At 33.4% G+C, this 21167-nt stretch carries 18 protein-coding genes and 4 pseudogenes; 8 read left to right on the top strand and 14 right to left on the bottom strand.

Annotated elements, in window-relative coordinates; all coding sequences use genetic code 11:
• Nucleotides 1–2: 2 nt before the first annotated feature.
• Nucleotides 3–1262: pseudogene (locus tag YN1551_RS14180) on the bottom strand (MFS transporter).
• A gap of 416 nt (nucleotides 1263–1678) precedes the next feature.
• Here YN1551_RS14180 and YN1551_RS14175 point away from each other — a divergent pair.
• The 3 genes from YN1551_RS14175 (at nucleotide 1679) to YN1551_RS14165 (ending at nucleotide 4804) form a co-directional block, all read left to right on the top strand.
• The gene (locus YN1551_RS14175) at nucleotides 1679–2140 is read left to right on the top strand and encodes a hypothetical protein (RefSeq protein ID WP_012714556.1); all 462 of its coding nucleotides are present in this window, start codon (nucleotides 1679–1681) and stop codon (nucleotides 2138–2140) included.
• A gap of 41 nt (nucleotides 2141–2181) precedes the next feature.
• Nucleotides 2182–3387, top strand: coding sequence for a Zn-dependent hydrolase (locus YN1551_RS14170; protein ID WP_012718176.1), 1206 nt, complete (start codon nucleotides 2182–2184; stop codon nucleotides 3385–3387).
• A gap of 82 nt (nucleotides 3388–3469) precedes the next feature.
• Nucleotides 3470–4804: an aminotransferase family protein gene (locus tag YN1551_RS14165; RefSeq protein WP_012718175.1), complete on the top strand. Its 1335-nt coding sequence runs from the start codon at nucleotides 3470–3472 to the stop codon at nucleotides 4802–4804.
• A 52-nt stretch (nucleotides 4805–4856) separates the two neighbouring features.
• On the opposite strand, the gene YN1551_RS14160 is transcribed toward YN1551_RS14165, so the two are convergent.
• A complete protein-coding gene (locus tag YN1551_RS14160) occupies nucleotides 4857–5831 on the bottom strand; it encodes a metallophosphoesterase family protein (protein WP_012716804.1) in 975 nt (324 codons plus the stop codon).
• 79 nt (nucleotides 5832–5910) lie between these two features.
• A pseudogene (locus YN1551_RS14155) lies at nucleotides 5911–7056 on the bottom strand (amino acid permease); the annotation flags it as partial.
• Here YN1551_RS14155 and YN1551_RS17215 point away from each other — a divergent pair.
• Complete coding sequence (locus YN1551_RS17215) at nucleotides 7025–7192, top strand: PLP-dependent transferase (protein WP_080513595.1); 168 nt, start codon at nucleotides 7025–7027, stop codon at nucleotides 7190–7192. The pseudogene YN1551_RS14155 and the gene YN1551_RS17215 sit on opposite strands and share 32 nt — an antisense overlap.
• Before the next feature lie 333 nt (nucleotides 7193–7525).
• Here YN1551_RS17215 and YN1551_RS16885 read toward each other — a convergent pair whose 3' ends face one another.
• Nucleotides 7526–7717 (bottom strand): hypothetical protein, encoded by a 192-nt coding sequence (locus YN1551_RS16885; RefSeq protein ID WP_148206576.1) that lies wholly within the window; start codon nucleotides 7715–7717, stop codon nucleotides 7526–7528.
• Nucleotides 7718–8129: 412 nt separating this feature from the next.
• Between YN1551_RS16885 and YN1551_RS14150 the strand changes: the two genes are divergently transcribed.
• Nucleotides 8130–8549, top strand: a complete 420-nt coding sequence (locus YN1551_RS14150; protein WP_238527858.1) for a hypothetical protein — start codon at nucleotides 8130–8132, stop codon at nucleotides 8547–8549.
• 38 nt (nucleotides 8550–8587) lie between these two features.
• On the opposite strand, the gene YN1551_RS14145 is transcribed toward YN1551_RS14150, so the two are convergent.
• Nucleotides 8588–8818, bottom strand: coding sequence for a heavy-metal-associated domain-containing protein (locus tag YN1551_RS14145; RefSeq protein ID WP_012718173.1), 231 nt, complete (start codon nucleotides 8816–8818; stop codon nucleotides 8588–8590).
• Nucleotides 8819–8860: 42 nt separating this feature from the next.
• Entirely contained in the window at nucleotides 8861–9232 is a 372-nt protein-coding gene (locus YN1551_RS14140; protein WP_009072978.1) for a winged helix-turn-helix transcriptional regulator, read from the bottom strand.
• A 54-nt stretch (nucleotides 9233–9286) separates the two neighbouring features.
• Between YN1551_RS14140 and YN1551_RS14135 the strand changes: the two genes are divergently transcribed.
• On the top strand, nucleotides 9287–11386 hold the full coding sequence (locus tag YN1551_RS14135) for a heavy metal translocating P-type ATPase (RefSeq protein ID WP_048052395.1): 2100 nt from the start codon (nucleotides 9287–9289) through the stop codon (nucleotides 11384–11386).
• Nucleotides 11387–11529: 143 nt separating this feature from the next.
• On the opposite strand, the pseudogene YN1551_RS16880 reads toward YN1551_RS14135, so the two are convergent.
• Nucleotides 11530–11637: pseudogene (locus YN1551_RS16880) on the bottom strand (IS5/IS1182 family transposase); the annotation flags it as partial.
• A gap of 294 nt (nucleotides 11638–11931) precedes the next feature.
• Here YN1551_RS16880 and YN1551_RS14125 point away from each other — a divergent pair.
• Nucleotides 11932–13092, top strand: coding sequence for an IS110 family RNA-guided transposase (locus tag YN1551_RS14125; RefSeq protein ID WP_012715521.1), 1161 nt, complete (start codon nucleotides 11932–11934; stop codon nucleotides 13090–13092).
• Here YN1551_RS14125 and YN1551_RS16325 read toward each other — a convergent pair.
• The 3 genes and pseudogenes from YN1551_RS16325 to YN1551_RS14110 form a co-directional block, all read right to left on the bottom strand.
• Nucleotides 13081–13870: pseudogene (locus YN1551_RS16325) on the bottom strand (transposase). The gene YN1551_RS14125 and the pseudogene YN1551_RS16325 sit on opposite strands and share 12 nt — an antisense overlap.
• Nucleotides 13871–14633: 763 nt before the next feature.
• On the bottom strand, nucleotides 14634–14798 hold the full coding sequence (locus YN1551_RS17210) for a hypothetical protein (protein WP_012715433.1): 165 nt from the start codon (nucleotides 14796–14798) through the stop codon (nucleotides 14634–14636).
• A 17-nt stretch (nucleotides 14799–14815) separates the two neighbouring features.
• On the bottom strand, nucleotides 14816–15850 hold the full coding sequence (locus YN1551_RS14110; protein ID WP_012718170.1) for a PTO1314 family radical SAM protein: 1035 nt from the start codon (nucleotides 15848–15850) through the stop codon (nucleotides 14816–14818).
• Between the two features lie 74 nt (nucleotides 15851–15924).
• Here YN1551_RS14110 and YN1551_RS14105 point away from each other — a divergent pair, with 74 nt between their 5' ends.
• Nucleotides 15925–16743, top strand: a complete 819-nt coding sequence (locus YN1551_RS14105; protein ID WP_048052393.1) for an MBL fold metallo-hydrolase — start codon at nucleotides 15925–15927, stop codon at nucleotides 16741–16743.
• A gap of 299 nt (nucleotides 16744–17042) precedes the next feature.
• Here YN1551_RS14105 and YN1551_RS14100 read toward each other — a convergent pair whose 3' ends face one another.
• From YN1551_RS14100 to YN1551_RS14085, 4 genes are read right to left on the bottom strand one after another with little or no spacing between them, the layout of a single operon-like run.
• Complete coding sequence (locus tag YN1551_RS14100) at nucleotides 17043–18464, bottom strand: type II secretion system F family protein (protein ID WP_012718168.1); 1422 nt, start codon at nucleotides 18462–18464, stop codon at nucleotides 17043–17045.
• On the bottom strand, nucleotides 18448–19989 hold the full coding sequence (locus YN1551_RS14095; protein ID WP_012718167.1) for a type II/IV secretion system ATPase subunit: 1542 nt from the start codon (nucleotides 19987–19989) through the stop codon (nucleotides 18448–18450). The genes YN1551_RS14100 and YN1551_RS14095 overlap by 17 nt, the downstream gene beginning before the upstream one ends.
• Nucleotides 19990–19991: 2 nt before the next feature.
• Complete coding sequence (locus tag YN1551_RS14090) at nucleotides 19992–20696, bottom strand: ATPase domain-containing protein (RefSeq protein ID WP_012712780.1); 705 nt, start codon at nucleotides 20694–20696, stop codon at nucleotides 19992–19994.
• A complete protein-coding gene (locus tag YN1551_RS14085) occupies nucleotides 20678–21166 on the bottom strand; it encodes a hypothetical protein (protein ID WP_012715436.1) in 489 nt (162 codons plus the stop codon). The genes YN1551_RS14090 and YN1551_RS14085 overlap by 19 nt, the downstream gene beginning before the upstream one ends.
• Between the last annotated feature and the right edge of the window lies 1 nt (nucleotide 21167).

Below are 21167 nucleotides of genomic sequence, written 5' to 3'. Positions count from 1 at the left end.
TCTTAGTTCACCTTTATTTGCCTATAGGTGGTTACTAATACTGTTCCGATGAAGTATATAAGACCTATCCCGATTAAAATTTCCATGCCTAAAAGATATTCTTTGGTAGCTTCCACAGTAGCACCAAACACTATTGGCACTACTATTCCCCATAAAGTTTCCCAAAAACCAATATGACTGCCAAACTGACCAGCTAATTCAGGCTGAACTAGAAAGGATGGTGCAGCCCACTGAATATTTGGCCATCTTAGGAAGAAGAAAGTTACCATTAATATTTCAACTGCCTCTATGGGTGAGGAAACTAGAGTAGCAGCTGCAGGACCTATAGTTACAGACAAAGAGCTAATCGCAAACCCTACTTTGAAGCCTAAATTAGGATTTCTCTTAATTAATTTGTCAACCACATAACCTCCTACTAATTCTCCTATGAAGCCAAAACTCCAAATTAACGCAGTGTATTCTAATGTAAACGCTAGGGAAAGATGTCTAGCATAAAAGAGATATAAAGGTAACCAAGTAAATAGACCGAAGAATATTCCGGCCTGTGCTCCTAAACCTTGCATATAACCTCAGTAATTTTTACTTCTTAACCAATACGACAATGACAGCTTAGTTTTCATACTAACGTTTTCCCTACCTGATAAAATGTAGTCTAATTCTTCTTTAGAAATTTTTGGATGTTGCTCTAGTAAATCATACAAGAGACGACCTAATATGATGGCGAGAATAATAGCCAAAAGGCCACTAATCAAAAATCCTAACCTCCAAGCTAAATCTTGATTAGGAATTATTGCAAACAATCCTAACATAAATAAAGAACCGAAAACTATCCCTAAATTTACTCCAGAATCTGAGATGGTACCACCTCTAGCCTTTTCATCTTTTCTTAACCAATTTGCGGTTATCTTTGTAACTCCGGGGAAACCTACTGCTTCGCCAATACCCAGCAATACTCTCGTTGCTATAAAATAAAGAGTCGAGAAAGCGAATACATTAATAGCTTGCACAGCCCCCCAAAAGATTGCAAATTGACTAAAAACCCTTTTAGATCCTTATTTGTCCAAAAAATAGCCAGCTAATGGATTCGTTATAAGATATCCAAAAGTGAAGCCATCTCCAATTATTCCAGCTTCAAAAGAACTTATGTGAAATTCACTTTTTAGTACTGGTAGTGCAGTATTTATTAGTCCCCTATCTATGTAGTCTATTATAATTAACGCAAATACAATCAGAACGATCTTCCATCTTAGATTTCCTTTCATAAGGAGAGAGAATATAATTAGATATATATAAACTATTACGTTTACAAGTTTGTTAAAAAGGACTGTATACTAGTAAATAGTTTAAATTTACAATGTATACTTAACTTTAAAATTTATTTTCACATTCTTGTGGATTAATAGTACATCAAATCGAATCAACCCTTATCCAACACTTTAACCAATGATAGATTTATTTATATTTTCTCAAAAAGTGGGATATATCCATTTAACAACACTAGTACCTCTTTATTCGTAGTTCCACTAAAATTATCTTTTTTATTATACATCATTATTTTCTTATAATAATTAAAAAATAATTTTATAATAGAAATTGTATTTAACAGTATATTTCTCAAGGTAATGTGAATTATATATGCTAGATTAATTTATAACTTCCACAACCAGTATCTATATAAATGCCAGATATAGCTAGAAAATTTCACGTTAAGGACGGTAAGAAAATTTATATAAGAATTGGGGAAAGTCCGCCTACCATTAGAGAGGGAAAGATAAATGAAGGAGCATTCTTTATAGTAGTTGGGGATGACCTAGGAGAAAAGAGGATAAGGCTAAGTGATCAAGAAGCTTTGGATATAGCGTATAGGATTATAACTATGTATCAAATGCATATAAGAATTTATAGAAAACTAGATAGGCAATCATATCAAGAATATAAGCAGAGAATGGAAATAAGAAATGAGGGAAAAGAGGTAGAAACAGAAATCATTAGGTTTGTTATTAATGCAGGAGGCGAAACTACAATAGATGAAATAAAGAGAACGCTGGGTTCTAAGTATGCTGATTATTTGGAGACCTTAGAGAAGAAGGGATTAATTATCTTAAAGGAAAACAAAGTTTTGTTAAACATCTCTAAATAACATCGTGAAGAATTTTTAACCTATAGTTAATATATTATTTAATGGATCCAGAAAGGTTCTTGACAACTTTTCATTCATTAACCGATATAGGTTGGACTATAGATGGGGTAATGAGACTTGCTTTAAATGAATATGATATAAAAGTAAGAGAGGAACTAATAAAAATTCTATCGAGTATAGGTGTTGACATAAAGGTCGATGATGCCGGAAATATAATTGGAGAATTAGGGGGTAAATTGGACGATACCATTGCGATTGGATCACACATGGATTCTGTGCCTTATGGTGGGAAATATGATGGTTTTTATGGTGTTATAGCTGGGCTTGAAGTATTACGAAGTGCTAAAGAAAGAGGAATATCTAACCATTCCATTACACTTATAGATTTTACAAATGAAGAGGGTGCCAGATTTCAGCCCTCACTTCTGGGATCGGGATTATCCACTGGAGTTTTCGATAAAGATTATGTTTACTCAAGGAGAGATAAGGATAATATGAGTTTTGAGGAAGCATTAAGGACTTCGGGATTTATGGGAGATGAGAGTAATAGATTAATGTATAGAAAGCCTAGGTACTATTTAGAGCTTCACATAGAACAAGGTCCAGTTTTGGAGGAGGAAGGATATCAAATTGGAATACCTTTAGGGATTGCTGGTTTAAGTGTATATGAGATAACATTTAAGGGGCAATCTAGTCAAGCGGGACCTACACCAATGGATAGGAGAAGAGATGCCTTAGTTGGAGCTTCCAAATTCGTAACCAGCATTAGGGATTACGCAAAGAGACAGGAAAACCTTAGGGCAACTGTAGGTATACTTAACGTTAAACCAAATATATATAACGCTATACCTAGAGAAGTTAGGCTTACTATTGACGTTAGAAGCATTGAGAGGAATAAGATAGATCAAGCTATAAATGAATTAGTGGAGATTGCCAAGAGAATTGCTGATGACGAGAGATTAGAAGTTGAATATAGGCATTTGTGGACAGCAAATCCTGTAAGTTTCTCCGAAGAAGTTATTAGTATTGTAGAAAGAGCTTGTAGAGAGTTGGGTATGAGATATAAGTTTATGTACAGTTGGGCTGGGCATGATGCTCAATATATGACGAAGATCTCTAAAGTTGGAATGATATTTATTCCATCTCATTTAGGTATTAGCCATGCAAAGGAAGAGTTTTCTTCAAATGAGGATATGTTAAATGGGCTAAGAGTTCTTGAAAAAGTTGTGGAACTTCTAGATCGGTAATGATGTTAGAGATATATAGTTCTGTACTAATTTTAACTATATATGTAAAAAGTTTATAATGCGTTTTATAAGATAATAAAATATGGGAGATGCAGAAGATAAGAAGATTATTAAGGAACACACTTTTAAAACATGGAGTAAACAAAAGGGCTGGGATCCCATAATTGTGTCAAGTGCAAGAGGGGTTTATTTTTATGATGTAGAGGGAAAGAAATACTTAGACTTTTCCTCACAATTCGTTAACGTAAATTTGAGTTATGGAAATGAAAGGATTATAAGTAGTATAAAAGAACAACTGGATAAGTTACAATATATTAATCCCTCTTTCGGTGCAGATGTTAGGGCTAAGGCGACGATGGCTTTACTTAAGGTTATGCCTAGAAACATTAGTAAGTTTTTCTATTCTACTTCTGGTACTGAAGCTAACGAAGCAGCAATAAAAATAGCTAGACTTTACAAGAAGCCTAAATATAAGGTTTTAGCTAGGTATAGGTCATATCATGGATCCACCGAAGGATCAATATCTCTTACTGGAGATTATAGGAGGTGGTTTGTAGAACCTAATACTATGTCCGGAGTTGTGAGAATACCAGAACCATATTGCTTTAGATGTCCACTTAAGTTGAAATATCCTGACTGTGGAATAGCGTGTGCGAATTACGTGGATTACGTTATTAGACAAGAAAAGAACGTTATAGCAATGATCGTTGAGCCAATAACTGGTTCTAACGGTGTTATTGTGCCTCCTAAAGAATATATGCCTTTAATGAGGAAAATAGCTAAGGAGAATGACGTTTTATTTATTGCTGATGAAGTTATGACTGGTTGGGGAAGAGTAGGGGAATGGTTTGCCGTAAACTTATGGAATATCGAGCCAGATATATTGACTACTGCTAAAGGCGCTTCCGCATCTTATGTTCCAATAGGAATTACTGGTGTAAGTAAAGAGATAGGAGAGTTCTTTGAAGATGAAGTTTTCGCTCATGGACATACTTTTGAGGCTCATCCAGTTTCATTGTCTGCCATTCCTGCAGTAATAGAGGAGTATGAAAGGCTTAACATTCTCTCCCATGTGAAAATAATGGGGAACTATTTGGGTAAAAGACTTCAAGAATTGAAGGAGAGGCATAGAAGTATTGGTGACGTGAGAGGTGTCGGGTTATTCTGGGCAATTGAGTTGGTAAAGGATAAGAATAATTCTCCATTTGGAGGGTATGAGGATAAGTTTGAAGGTAAATCCACGCTCGTCGATATCTTAGCTAGAAAACTATTAACGGAGAGGAATATTTACGTTTATAATGGTCCCTCATGGTTCATAATCTCTCCTCCATTAATAATAAATAAAGAGGAAGTAGATGAGGGCGTAAACGCTATAGATGATATATTAAAGGAGGCCGATAAGGAATTTCACGGTTAAAAGACATTTAGACTATTTCTATAAAATAATATTCTTGCTGTTTGTTATATAATTACCCTATAACAAATTGATGCGTTTTCACCTTATTGTCTTCCAAAATTATATAAGTAGCATGCAGCATTCCCAAATTATACTCACTGCCTGGATTAATAATAATAGTCTTATTTATCTTGTCAAATGCCCTTGATTCATGAATATGTCCATGAATACCCAATAAAGGTTGAAATTCCTCCTCCAATTTCCTTATTGAAGTAGAGCCTACGTGTGTCATCACTATTTCACCGTTTTTTACCACAGGCTTTAACGTTTTATCTAATAAGGGGGCATTATCTAAATTTGTACCATATGGTGGGGCATGTAAGTTGAAAATTGCCTTTGCAGGATTCTCAACTTTCTCTATCATTTGCTTTAGGTTAGAGTAGATCTCATCTTCGGTCATTTCCCTTGGAGTGTTCCAAGGTGTGGGATTGACATAGCCGAAAGTGATCATCTCGTATCCATTTATATTCACAATTTCTCCTTCACATTTCACCATTCTTTCGCTCTTTCCTATAACATCAAACATGTATAGGGGATCGTCATTGCCTAAGTTAGTGTAGATTTTTAGATTAGTTCCTTTCAATTTTTCTTGGGCTATCCTATCCCATTCTTCTAATCTCTCTAGTATTACCCTCCTAAATTCATCATCTAATGCTTTTCGATTCTCATTCAGTTCTGTAAGGCCCTTTTGATCAACTATTGTGTAATAAACTCCAGAAGATTTATATTTCTTAATAATTTCATCCAAACCCTCTTTTCCCACAGTCTTATCTTCTACCTTAAACTTACCATCTCCAATATCTATTATTGGAACTAGTGATTTACCGGCTAGGTCTCCTCCTATAATTAACGTATCAGCTTTCGTCATTAAAGCAGCGTTAAGGAATTTTCTAAAAGCGGTTTCGGAACCGTGAAGGTCACTAGTAAACAGTATCTTAAGGCCCCCTATCTTATTTGAATCTGGATTATTCCTTTTGAATAGTCCCACAAGTGTTAAACTCGCATTAACTCATATTTAAAATTAAATATCTAAAAAGAAGATGAAAGAATAAAAGAAAAGAGTTAACTTATTCTGGTGGTATTTCCTCAAAAATCAAGTTCATCTGAATTCCTCTCTCCTTATTAATGATGTATGATGTTACATAAATCATAATTCCGCTTGCATATATTATTACTAATGAAAGTATTGTAGGAAAGTTTATTGGTAGTAACACTGGATTTCCCCAAGTTTGATATAACGCGTAAAGAAGGAATCCAAATACTGGAAACCCTATCAGAGATACTATGGGAATGCCACCTATATTTTTAATAGGGACAGCTCTGTTGAAGAAGTTCCTCTTTATGAAAGGTGATAACGCAGTAGTTAAGGCGAAAATTCCATAGCTTATTTCGAATATCACTGTTACATCTACGATTGATATTGACGACACATATGCGTAAAGTAGTACTCCTATTAAACCAACAATTACAGTAATTATTGTAGAGATTAATGGTATATGAAACCTTTCATTTATATCAGCCAATTTCTCTGGCATTATCCTATCAAACGCCCATGCAAAGAGATATCTAGTTAGGGAAACAACTAAGGGAGGATTGCTATAGAAATTGGGTAGCCAAAATGCTATCCACATTATAATGTATAAGAATACGTTGTGGTTTACTAATAAGGCGAAAAAGGGAGTGAACGTACCCATGGTACTTAAATCATTATAAACTGTACTATTTAACGAATTTGCGGAAATGTATGACCAAGATGTTAAAAATCTCTCACCAAAGGCGTGGAGATTAAGGGAGGTAAATAGAATATAGTAGACTCCTATGAATAGTACTGCAACCACTATACCTAGTAGTGAATTATACTTTACTTTCTTCATCTCTCCACCCCAAGATGCTGGTAAATTATACCATACATAATAATACCATACTACTGGAATTGCTAGTAAGGCTCCGTAAAATGGTGATACGAAACTTAAGCCATTTGAAGTAGTGGTTGATATTACTTCGTCATATGCATTGTTTACTCCAGTAAAAGATGATAATGCACTAGAGAACTGTGAAGGACTTATTAGGGCTAAAGCCACGAATGTTACAATCGTTGAGAGTATCGATATAATACCAGTTACAAATACAAAACTCCAACCGTATTTTCCTATAGAGGCTACGATTTCTCCCATAATCAATATGATAATACCTACTATTACACTTCCTAGAGAGACTAGTCATGCTTCGCTAACAAGTGAAGAGCTAAAAAGAATGGGAATACCAGAAGGTTTAATAAGAGTATCAGTAGGAATAGAGGATATAGATGATTTAATAGAAGATTTCAAACAAGCTATTTCAGTATGCTAACAGCTAGCATATTTTTTCAAAAATTTAGAGTGAATTTAATTTACATACTTAATATAAAGTGTATTTCTATTCTTTTTCCATTAATTAGTATTTAACATCTAAGAAAATCGGAAGGGTCTAAAAGTAATTGAACGCTTATCAATGGAATATAAATATCCCAAAAATAACTTAATATAATGTATAACCAATAACATCTACTACAATAACGTCAAGTAATATTGTTATGGATTAATCAATAAATTAAAAACAAGTTTAATGTTAATTTTAATAAAAGCTGAATTAATTTATTAAAAAATTATATTATATGTCTATAAAAAGCTTTAACAGCAACAATTACATACAATTCTGCATCATATTCTGCATATCATTACAATTACAGTTCCACTGATTATATGTAGTTGATGATATTGTATGGGATATAGACGATAGTGAATGTGCTATGAGAGGTGTCATTCCTAGTCCTAGTAATACTATTAATGGTAAAACAATTCCCAATAATATTAGGATAAGTGGATTTATTTTCATTTTTCCTCACCTTTAATATATTTCTTTAATAATAGTGAATTTTTTGTAATTTCTGCGTTATTCTCTACTTCGGAACTTCGCTTACAGCATTCACACATTTTTATCACTATATTTCTATACTTAAAGGTGTATAAAAATTCATTGTATATTTATATATATAAGCTAAATTCTAATTCACTATCTTACCCTTTGTTAATTAAGTTACTCTAAAATTACCTCTCAAAACTCCCTAACATTTTATTAAAATCCCTTAAATGAGGATCAATGATTACGCAAAGGAATTTTTATAACAGTAAATAATACAATATAAATTCTCGAAAAAAATGTAGGACTTTTTCTTACGCTTACTAAAGAATCATTAACTATAGATAGTGAAAAATGTTTATAGATGCATAAAAACATAGTCTTTAATATGCCAGAACATCCTGAACATCCAGGTAGGGAACATCCTGGTAAAGAACATCCGACAAAAGAACATCCAGGTAAAGAGATCAGTTTAGATGATTTAGCAAAAACAATAGAGGACTTTGTAAAAATGGATTCTGAGCTAAAAGGCGGATATTTTCTAATTTATGATACGGCAACTAATAAGCCATTGGCTCTTAAATTACAAAGAGTACATAAAGATAGATTATCAAAAGTTTCTGAAAACAAATATTTTGCATGTGCAGATTTTATATCATCAGAAGGTAAATTATATGATTTGGATTTCTTCGTAGAGAGTATGCACGATCAGTTGAAAGTTACTGAAATTTCTATACATAAGGAACAAAGTATACCAAGGTATAACTGGGTAGAAGAAGGAGGAATATGGAAAAAAGTTAAAATCTAATTTCTTATCTTTTTTATTATTAAATTATAATGAAGCTATCATAGTTCTCTTATTTCTCCGACTAGATAACCTGCACTATTGATTTTTTCTCTTATTTCCTTTTCTATTTTACTTAAATCAGATTTATCATTTACATCTAAATATGCTAAGCCCTCATTAAGATTAATGTTTATATTTAATATACCCTTAATCTTCTTTAACCTATTAGTTACGTTTATTACACATCCTTCACATTCCATACCTTTAATTTGAACTACTAATTTTCTCATACTATTATTATTCTCCATTATTTATATAAATATTTAGCTTGATTATCCTTTACTTACTTTATTGGAGTTAAGTATAGGACAATCGTAGTGACCAGTATAATCTGCTGCCCATTTAAGTAAGGGAATTACTGCCTTTCTTAATCTTTTGCCTTCAGTTGTTAAAGAATATTCAACTCTAGGTGGAGACGAATTAATTATGACTTTTTTAACTAATCCCATACTTTCCATTTGTTTCAATACATCAGATAAAGCCTTAGGACTAATCCCGTCAATTCTATTTAATATACCGTTAAAGCCAATCTTTTCTTCAACTCCTATTATATTTAGTGTTAGAAGAAACCATTTTCTTGAAATAACGTTTATAGTATCGACTAGTGGACATATTTGCTTAGTAGCTTTATTAGACTTTACCATATTACTAACTATAAACTTTATAGTTTATATATTTTTGTAACTATCTTAACACATATGACAACTCAGAATAAAGAGTTAAGAATAGAAAGGTTTTATGTAGGGGGCATGGCTTGTAGTTTTTGTGCTTCAACAATAGAGAAAGGATTAAGTAAAGTTAACGGTGTGGAATCTGCAAGAGTTTTTCTAGAATCAGGAGAGGTTATAATTAAATATGATAAATCCTTAGTTAGTCTAGAACTATTAAAAAAAGAAATAGAGAGATTAGGTTATTATGTTTTTGATAAAACTCTTGATTCATCAGCAGTATTGAAAGATTCTAAGAGAAGAGCTCTAATAAGCTGGCTCTTAACAATAATTTCATTTCTATTAACTTTGCCTATGATGATAAATGTATACACATTACCCTATTACATATTTTATGTTAACATACTAATTGTAACGTTTAGTTTGTTTTACATTGCGTTACCTATTCATGAAGGAGCTTTAAATGCATTAAAAAAGGGAATCTTAAACGAGCATGTTTTATATGGAGTAGCGGGAATTTCCGCGTATATTTTAGGTCTCATTGGCATTCTAAATCCTAATCTTAGGACATTCCTTTTCATTTCTGCTTTGCTTACTTCTTTACATCTAACTTCAGGGTGGATGGGCGCTATATTACGATATAAAGCAGAAAAAGCTTTATCAAAAATTGTAGAACTTAGACCTCCAATTGCACATTTAATTGATGGTAGAGACGTTCCTATAACTCAATTAAAAAAAGGAGATGTGGTTATCGTTAAGCCTGGCGAGAAAATACCGTTAGACGGAGTGGTAATAGATGGAGAGAGTGAAGTATCTGAGGCTATAATAACTGGAGAGTCTGAGCCAGTAATTAAGAAAGTTGGAGATACTGTAATAGGAGGCTCTACTAACGACAATGGGTATTTAACAATTAGGATAACTAATGACTATTCAACTAGTTATTTAACAAGAATCCTTGGATTAGTAAATGAAGCTAAACAAGGAAAATCCAGAATGATGACATTTTTCGATAAGGTTGTAGATAGAATATGGGTTCCATTTGTTTTAACGATTTCTTTCTTAACATTTCTTGGTTGGCTAATTGTAGGCCATTGGGTATATGGAATTATAAACGCATTATTAGTTATGGTAATAGGCTATCCTTGTGCAATAGGCTTCTCTTATCCTTCAGTAGACCTTTCATTATATGAAAAATATATAAATTTAGGAATTCTCATAAAAAATATTAATATTTTAGAAAAATTTAGTAACATAAAGGCTATAATTTTAGATAAGACCGGAACTTTAACTTATGGTTTACCAATAGTAAAGGAGTTTTATGGTGATATTAAAGCTTTAACTTATGCAGCTTCTATTGAGAGATTTTCTTCACATCCCATCGCAAAAGCAATAATACAATATTCTGAGAAAAAAGGTATTAGATTTTTAGAAGTTAAAAATTTCAGGGAAATAATCGGAAAAGGAGTTATGGGAGAGATAGAAGGGAATAAGGTATTTATAGGAAGGAGAGAAGCTGCGAATTGTGATGTAAATAATGAAGATATAAATATAGTAATTTGCGTTAACGGAAGACTGGTAGGGGGATTTATAATTAAAGACGTTCTTAGAAGTGATGCTGAAGAATTTGTAAAAGAAATTAGAAAGCTCGGAATAAATCCAATAATGCTTAGTGGAGATAAGGAGAACATAGTTAAAATAATTGCAGAGAGTATTGGCATAAAGGAGTTTTATGGAAATTTATCACCAGAGGATAAAGTAAAAATTGTTAAGGCTATTAGAGAGAAATTAAACGGAAATATCATGATGATTGGAGATGGGATTAATGATGGTGGAGCCTTAGCATTCTCTGATATATCAGTTGCCATGGGTAATGCTGTAGATATATCTAAAAATGTAGCGGACATTATATTAGTAGGTAATAATTTTAGCTCGCTACTTTTAATGCTTAAAAAGAGGAATAGACTAGCCAAAGCTCCGGCATTAAATGTTATAATAGCATTATCTTATAATGCAATAGGAATACCGTTAGCTATTTTAGGTATATTAAGTGGACCCTTAGCAATGTTAATAATGATATTAAGTTTAATTTCAGTATTTGCTAATGCTAGACTATCTATGATATATGCGTAAAATTACTTAAAATGTTCTAAAATCTTTATTTTTAAATTTTATTAGTTATGCTTTGTTGATCTCTTCAATTTATTTCATAAGCATGATATGATACACTGAGAATTTTTCAGTAATTAATATTTATTTCAACGTTATTCGCAAGCTCACACCCTAATACCCGGAGCTCTACCGACTACAGAATTAGCCAAGTGGACCATCCATGCATAAGCCCAGAACTTGAGCTTAGCCTCAACCACTTGTCCTAAAAAACTCCTACGGGGCAATCCACGCAAAACAAGAGAACGAATAAAACCAAGTATTACAAGAGAAAAGGAAATAAACAAGTAAGGAGAAAAACAACATAAGCTCATAGAAAACATGGGGATAAAACCCCATCTACAAGGCTAGCTGTGAAGCCCCTAGAACGATCTAACAAGAGGGGATAAAAACCCCCGAGTAGGAGGTTGTAACAAAATACTCTAGGGGCTGAAACACTTAACACTATGCAAAGAAAACAAGGTATTATGAGAACAAAAAATATCTCGAGAAACGCGTAATACACAAGCATGGAATTAAAAGTTACAAACAAGGCCTTCGCAATTGATATTTCACAAAGCAAACTAACAGCAGCAAAGGGAGAACTAGTAGTAGAACAAGAAAAATCAGCAGTATACGTCAAGGAGGTAAAGGAATTCAACCACGACAACGAGGGAATAGAGGAACTAATTAAATTCCTAGGAGAATATAAGGAAGGAATAATAGAGGCAACTGGAATATATTACTTCTACCTACACGAAAAACTAACGGAAAAAGGATACAAGGTAACAGTAATAAACCCACTACACCTAACAGAAATACTAGGGAAAAAGACAGACAAACTCGACGCACAAAGGTTACTAGTAGCACACATGACCGGAGTAATCAAGGGATCATACATACCAACAGGAGAAATAATGGAGCTAAGAGAACTAACGAGATATAGGGAAAGCTTAGTAGAGAAGACAACACAAGTAAAGAACGAGATAAGGAAAATATTAGAATTCGCGGGATATAAAATACAACCATTCGACAAGAAGGGAAGAAAACTACTTGAAAAGCTAGTAAAGGGGGAGGGACTAAGCAAGGAAGAGAAGGAGGAACTAAAAGAAAAACTAGGGAGAAACTTAAACGACGCGGAAAAACTAGCGTTAAAACAATTAGTTGAACTGTTAAAAAACTTGGAGAAAATGATTAAGGAGGTTGAGGATATGATAATTTCCAAGATTCCAAAACCAGTAATTGAGTTGAGTAAGATCCCCGGAATTGGTTTGATTAGTGCTGCAACTATTTACGCTGAGTTCGGTGATGTTTCCCGTTTTTCCAGTTCTAAGGCTGCTAGGGCTTATGCAAGCTTTGCACCCAAAACTAAGCAGAGTGGTGATAGCGAGTCTCACTCCGGTATGATTAGGGGTAATAAGTATTTGCGTAGAGCTCTCTACTTGGTTGCCAAGGTTGCTAGGGGTCTTGAGCCTTTTAAAGGGTATTATGAGAGGCTTATTGCTAGGGGGAAGAGTGTTACTCAAGCTACTTGTGCTCTTGCCGGAAAGCTTGCAAGCATTTGTTATCATGTTATAAAGGACGGTGTTTACAAGGGAGTTGTCAAGAAGAGTTTTAGGATTCCTAGGGGTAAGGAAGTTAATGTCAAGGACTTCGACGTGGGAGACGCGCTAGACTCGTTATCCCCATAGGTTTGTTAGAGGCGTCAGCATGTAGTGCCTTGTAGCCCTAACAGATTCCCCAAAAGTACAGCAGAGAATAAGGACTCAATCCTCCACCTAACACCGTAACCCCTCTCCTCCCTCCAACGATTATAACCCAACCTCTTGAACTCCCTTACAGCCTTTCTCCTAGCAGGATGGCCACGCCTAGTAGAAGCGTTCTTCCTAGGTGGGACAACAACCTCAACCCCAGTCTTGTAAACCTCATTAGCATCATAAGCTTTATCTCCATAAAACTTCTTTCCCTTATCTTGTAAATCCTTAACTGTCTTAACTGCAGTCTCAACTTCGTTGCTGGTTACTTCAGCGTTTATTACGTTGAATTGGTCCTTATCCATTACTATTTCGATCTTGAGGAATTTTGAGTCCTTGGTTTTTCCCCATTTTGCTATAATGTATTGTCCTCCTTTGTTTGTGCTTATTCCCGTTGCGTCTGCTTCTAGTTGGTCATTTGCCTCTGGGAATTTTATGTCCATGTTTCTTACTCTTTCCCATATTGTTGAGTAGTCTAGGCTTGATGATTTTCAGTCTTTCTAGTGCTCTCAATACTCCTTCTATATAAGGTAGGAAGATGTGGAGGAGGAATTCGTTGAACTCCTTTGGTGCCTTGTAGGTTTTCTTGGCATGCCTATTCTCCTCTGCTAGTAAACCAGTGTTCGAAGACGTAGAAGGGGAACATTAGGGTATATCTCGTTATAACGTTCTCGTCGTACTTGTGCCAATCCCTCTTGTACTTACTCTTTCCCATGGGTAATACTCGGTATAATTATTTATAAATTTTTGTATAATTCTGAAGTAGCCCACAAAGCATAATATACGTGCTTTGTTGAATACTTCAATTTTCTAAGATGTTAAGCTCATCAATTTTTCTTAAATTTAAAATCGAACGTCGATTTAAAAGTAAGTTCCACGTTAACTCAGATAAAAATTGAACTAATTCACAAAGCATAATATACGCGTTCATAACTACCTCAAGGTTCCAACCAGATAATATTTTACAACCTTAGTCAATTCTAATATGGGAGTTAACGCATAGAACTTTATCCTTATCACGTTAATAAGTGATATCTACCGTTATAAGGAGAAAAATGGATGACGAGGACCTAATTCAAAATAGAGTGATAATTGGATAGACCTGGTAGTTGTTATCCTTGTTTATAAAGTCAATTGAAATTCAAGTTATTAGCACGAATAATCCAATATATTATATAAAAATAGATTATAAATCAAAATTTAGTACATAATATCCAGAAAACACCAAGAAATATTACGAATAGATTACTGTAAGCTATATCAATCTGAACTTGCGATGACCTAGTTTGGTATACGTATTCATTATATATAGTGTTTCATCAACGTATTTATCTAAATATCTTTAGTGATCATCGGTCTTAATTCAAATGAGGTTTGTTAATGTACTCAAGACCAGTTTTTTGACAGTGGTTAAGCTACTATATTTATAGTAGATTATTACTTATCAATTTATAACGTAAAGCTTCTAATACTGGAAGTTAATTAACACACTGCTTCCATCCAAATCTCTCCTCGTATTGTTTTACTTTATCCATGGAAGTGGACTGGTTTTTGTCTAATGGTATTAATCCGATTATCTTATCTCCATCGTAAATATACATGAAGTACCTATCGTCTACTACTACTAACCTATAGCAGAACATTTTTTAATATATATTGTTTATCTTGATAATAAAAATTTGACAGGAATAGCGTTATAAAGATAGCTTGCCATGTTATCTATTATTTTCTCTTTTACCATTTTTCCATTTGACCAGCTAAACAGTGAAGGCTCTAAATAACAAGCAAGAGCACAAGCGTTACAATTCTCATATTTCTCCCAAGGATAAGTATTCCATAATTTAACTATATTAACCTCCCAGGCTTTATCAGTTCCACTATACTCATTTAGCACGTAGCAAGGGAGTATGATTCTACCTTGTGGGTCAATATTAATGGTCAACCAAGGTTTGCATTTCCATGGCATCTTATTATACCATGAGTTAACTATTGCCTCAAAGTAATCTACAGATTCAACTATGGGATAGCCCCTCTTCTTAAGCTCAATTATTAGCCTTAATGTATCGTAAAGTCTCCTCTTATCCGGACTTAATTTCTCAGCGGTAGAATAGTCGTACTCAACTTGTATACTAATATTAACATTAAGTTTTCGTGCAAGCTCAATTACATCCTTAACTTGATCCATATTTTCTCTAGTTATTGTAAAGCTAATCGCTACTGGTAAGTACTTCCTAGCCTCTTTTATACCTTCTACAGCCCTTTCAAAGGCGCCTGAAATTCCCCTAATTTTATCATGTACTTCGTCTATTCCATCTATAGATACAAATAAGTAATCTAGATTTTCACTTATACTCTTGACCCTATCTTTAAGGAGCCATCCATTTGTAACTAATGAAGTATAGAATCTCTTGTAAGACTCCTCTAATATTTGCTCTAAATCTCTTCTCAGTAACGGTTCTCCACCCTCAAACCCCATGAAAAGAACTCCCGCTCTTTCTAATGATTTCAACATTAAAACCTCTTCTTCTAAAGATAGTAATTTTTCGTCTTTCCTTCTCCAAAAAGGGCACATTCTGCATCTTAAGTTGCACGTATATAACAACTTGTGCCCTGCAATCAGAGGTAATTTTCTAACTCCAACCCCCAGAAGTGCCCTTTTCACGTTGCCTACTATCATAGGTTTTAAAGTTGACATATTTGATTAATATACAAACGCATGTATTAATCTTTTGCGAAAAGTTAAATATCACAGACTTCGTTAGTCAAGTTATGCCAACTGTGAAACTCACAAAGAACATTACGGTTATGACTGGGAGTCCAAATACGTTGATTTACGATAATAGAGTTGTGATAGATCTGGGAGGAAAGAACTCCTCCCTAGATCTGAATGCTGAAGTTCAATTAGCTACTCATGGCCATGCCGATCATATAGCTGGTTTATTGAAGAAGGATGCTAAAATAAGATATCTCCCTAAGGAGGACTATTGGTCATTAACTCTAATGGGAAGAAGAGCAATGATTTATGGATGTAGTTCGAAGGATTCCGAAATCTTCATATTTGATTACGTAAAAGAGAATCTCGATTCTTTGAATAATGAGATTCGAAATTCAGAGATTGAAGTGGTAAAATTGCCAGGACATACACCAGGTCATAGCGGTTATATTGTTCATAATGTTCTATATGCGGGAGATGCGTTTTTTGGTGAGAAAGTACTAGAGAGTTTCTCAGTTCCCTTTTATACTGATTTCTGGACTGCTCTAGAATCGTTGGATAAAGTTAAAGAATTGGCAAAGAGTGTTGATAACATAGTAATAAGTCATGGTCCAGTTTACACTAACAAGAATAAAATGGTCTCGATTTTAGAGAGTAATATTACTTATGCTCAAAAGTTAATAGGAAAAATCCTAGATCTACTGTCAAACAGTGAGTTTACAGTGGAGGAAATTGTGGTTAAGTTAAAGCAAGATTTAATACCAGCTAATATGTTGCTAAATTCCGTTGTTGTGAGGTCAATACTCCTAGGGTTAGAGAATATCGAGTATAATATAACTCAAAAAGGTTTAGTTTTTAGAAGAAAAGTTCATTAGGGGATATCTAAAAAAATTGACATAGTGTTATAGTCTCTAATACTGTATTAATTGCTGCTATAACTAAAGAACTTTATAGATTGTATTGCAATGAAAATACATTTTGGATAAATCAATCTTAGAATGTTTCTTTATCAGGTATCTACCTGAAATTAAATAATTCTCATTGTGAAATATATAACTCTCTGATTACAATGCAGCTAATGACTTGTACACTTATTATAAAGCATAACTGGCGTAATATTCGGTATCATTAAAGTAATTTTAGGTAAATATATGATATGGTTAATACCGATCCGTCAAGTTGTTTGTAATAAACCCGATGGCGATACCAACTCCTTAAATATGTTTCCGGTTAATATGAGAACTATATGATAGCTTATTGAGCTTAATATTATCAGTATTCCAATAAAATATAGACTAACATAAAGCGATTTGCCATATGCCAATGTAATCGCAATTCCATTAGTGAAGCTCAATATTAATAATATAATTAGAAATATTCGTGATATCATATCAATATTAACTTCAGAGAAACTAAATACTGTAGATACGTTCTGGGTTGAAAATATATTATTTAGCATACCAACTATCGATATTAGTGCAGCAGATACCCCTGCTGAAGCTGTTTGCAGTGCATATATTGATGTTTCAAAAGCTCTTCCATTTTGCTCTTTTCTAGATCTTATGTTCAGAACCGAATCACCTATCTTACTTAGAATCTCTCCAATTATCATGACATTTCCTCCCATACTTATCGTTTCATATAGTACTTTGCTTAATATGCTCACCAATACGCTTCCGCTTTCATCTCCTATCAATCTAAATATTTTTTCCTTATTGATGCCGAAGTTTAATCTATTTAGCGATCTTTTGATTAAAGGTTTTACGTCTCCTAAATCCCCCCTTAGTACTGCCATCAGAGACTCTTTTAAGTTGCTTACTATCGCATAATTTCTCGAAAAGTACCTAATAAAAAGTAAGAAATGCCTCTCTATTCTATTAATCTTATTTTCATATATTCTATACCTAAGACCAACTCCTAATAGAACTATACCAGTTACCATTAAAACTATATATGAAGTATATATTATTGAAAATATTATTGAAAGAGATATTGCTAATGTCAGAAGAAGTTTATCTATAACGTTGTACCTAATGTAATTTTCTGGTCTATATAAGAGATACATAACTAATGTTAAATTTCCTAGAAGTGCTAAGGATAAGATAGTAAGCTGTGTTATTAGAGTAGTTCCTCCACTATAAATTAATGATAAAATTGTAATGTCAGCTACTAAAAAGGTAAGGGAGCTATTTAATGTAGCATAGATTGTAAGAAAATTATTCATTGATTCTATTAACCTAGCAGAATAAGCATTGTATTCAGATAATGTAAAATCAATTTCTCTTGACAAGGACTCTATCATGTCATCACCAAAATTTACTGCTTGTGATAATCTTATTAAGAATTCTTTCAAGTATCTAATGTTGAGGTTCTTTATGCTGTAGGTTATTGCAGATGAGAATTTATATCTATACCCAGAAACTAAATTTCTTATTTTTTTGAAAACTTTGGTATATGGTTCAAAGGTGTCCTCCCTACTTAAATGCAATATAACGATTTCTGGAGGCACCCCCGAGGAAAATAACGCAAGCATAAAAGCTAACATAAAAATATATTTAGAGTCTACTTCATTTTTTATACTAAATATTCTTGGCATATCTTATCTCCTCTTCTATACCAAATTGTCTAGTCCTTAATATTTGATTCCATACGTCAAAATAATTAAAAATTTTTTTACTTATAAGTATTTTTAGAAACTCAGCTCTTAAGTTTAATTCGTCATAAAGAATTCCTATATTTTTACGTTCGATTCCTCTTTTAATTGCAACCTTATTTTCTACAAGATAAGAAGCTCCTCTTCCAGCAAAAATTATCTTATCTTCTGCAGGATCATATGTAAATGCTGGTATATAGACTACGTCATTAGTAACAGGATCTATATCTATTATTTCATCAACTTCCACTACTCTTCTTATCAAATTGCCCTTTTTATCATATAATGCAGTCTGAAATAGTGCTATGTTAAGGTTATTAATATAACTTTTAGGTACTTCTATAGGATAACCAGTAAGCCTTTGAACAAGTGTTCTTATATTTGCTGCATGAAAGGTAGCCATAACTGAATGTCCAGTTTGCATTGCTTGGAATGCTACATTACCTTCTCTATCTCTAATTTCTCCGACTAGAATATAATTAGGTCTTTGCCTTAAAGCGGCTTTAAGTAAGTCGAATAACTTTACACTTCCCTCACCGCCTGTTTCTCTAGTCACTTCTGCTACCCAATTTGAATGAGGTACCGTAAGTTCCGGTGTATCTTCTATTGTTACTATTTTTAAATTAGGAGGAATGAAAGCGGTAATTGCATTAAGTGTAGTTGTTTTTCCGGATGCAGTCTCTCCACATACGAACAAGTTCATACCCTCGTCTAACATCATCCATATATACGCTGCTAGAAGTGGGGACAAGGTACCGAATGAGATCAATTGAGTTACACTAATTGGTATTTTACTGAATTTTCTTACAGTCAAATTAGAACCTCTTCTACTTATATCAATTCCATAAACGAAGTTTACTCTTGATCCATCTGGTAAGCTTGCATCAATTATTGGTCTGTTATGAGATACTGGTCTATATGTTTTCTCACTTAAAGAAATAATTAGATTATCAAGTTCCTCTTCGTTCTCGATTAACAATGAGGTTCTCATAGGACCAAATACCTTATGCATAATGTAAATGTGACCTAAGCCTGGAATCGATATATCCTCGATAAATGGATCCCTAATTAACGGTTCTAATATGCTTAAATACAATTTATCTCTTATAAAATGATATATTGCGTATTCCTTTGGTACGGATATTCTTATCTTGCTTAGTATTTTATCTAAAGCTTTCCGCATAAGTATCTCCTTTTCTTCAACAGCAATTGGTGGTTCCACATTACTAATGGCTTTTGCGAATTTCTCTTCTATTTCTTCTATTTCTTTAGGTTTTGGTCTTGGTGGTTCAATCACTGTATATTGGTTATAACCATCTTCTGCCTTTGTACTCTGAACATGGATGTAAATATATTTATCGACCTTATAAATTGCATTATAATTCTTACTACCTTTCAGTTTATTTGGGTCATCGATAATTACTGGTTTTTCCGTGAATCTAGATAAGTAATCTTCTATGAAGCTCATGGTTAAGCCCTCGATAGGGAGAGTGGTACGACTTTAACTCCTAGAGCAGGATCTATATCAAATGAAATAGCATCAGCTCCTTGTATACCACCTATTGTTTTAATTCTCTCTAGGACCTTTATTCTTCTTCCCCCTATGCTTGTTGCAGAAAGTTTAAAATAAACGTCAACTATACTTGTGATTCTACTCTTTAGTTCCTCATTAAACACATCTGGGTGGACGGTAAATAATATAAGCTTTCCTAGATCAACTAACACTCTAGCATCTTTCATAAATTGTAAGATTTGTTTTATTTCTGCGAACGTTGCTACTATTGACAAACTATCAATAATAACGAAGTCCATGTTCTTCCTCTTTTTTATAAAGTCTATGATAACTTCAAGTATTTTATTCGCTAATGTCGAATTCCAATTAAATCTATTCGTATTTAAAGGGGCAATTCCCAAGACACCTTTTAAGAAAAATGGTATCAGATTTATCTTTACATCTTTCATCTTTTTCAAATAATCTTTGCTAGTTTGTTCTGTAGTTATTACATAACCCTTTTTCCCACCTATTAGTAGTCCATAACAAAATTGTGCAGATAGAACGCTTTTACCAGTTCCATGATCTCCCTCAATCATAATCAGTGCAGGGAATGGTATACCAGATAATCTTCTATCTAAATCTTCATTTCCAGTCTTTATTATCACAGTACACCCCTCCATATTGCTTCCGGTCCATAATTAGATACAACAACTACAGTCGCCTCAGTATTAGGGTATGGAGGATATGGTAAATCAGCTATAAAGGTGCCTACCATGTTTGGATTAATTAGAACGGTATTTGAGACCCACTTATATGTGCCTAAGCTAGTAGAGTAGTTGTAATTAGAAATTATAAGAGTAGATACGTTACTTACGTTTGCATAATATTTGATAATTATTGCGAAATCCTTAAAATCATATAATACTGTAGATCCATTATTAGTTATTGTTATATATAATAGATAACTATTTATCGCTACACTCTTTATAAATATTCTAGTGTTGAGTTGATTTAGATCCATATTTTGCCTCATATATTCCGCATGTAATAAGAATTGCTGACTTTTTATATATGCCCCTAAAGCAATTAATCCTAGCGAGATTGTAATGAAAAATAATAGCACATATGCTATTACTTGTGAAACTCCCATA

Origin of the sequence: Sulfolobus islandicus Y.N.15.51 (genome assembly GCF_000022485.1) — an archaeon.
GTDB classification, from domain to species: domain Archaea; phylum Thermoproteota; class Thermoprotei_A; order Sulfolobales; family Sulfolobaceae; genus Saccharolobus; species Saccharolobus islandicus.
The sequence above is the reverse complement of the archived record's forward strand: the minus strand, read 5'-3'. Positions and strand labels throughout refer to the sequence as shown.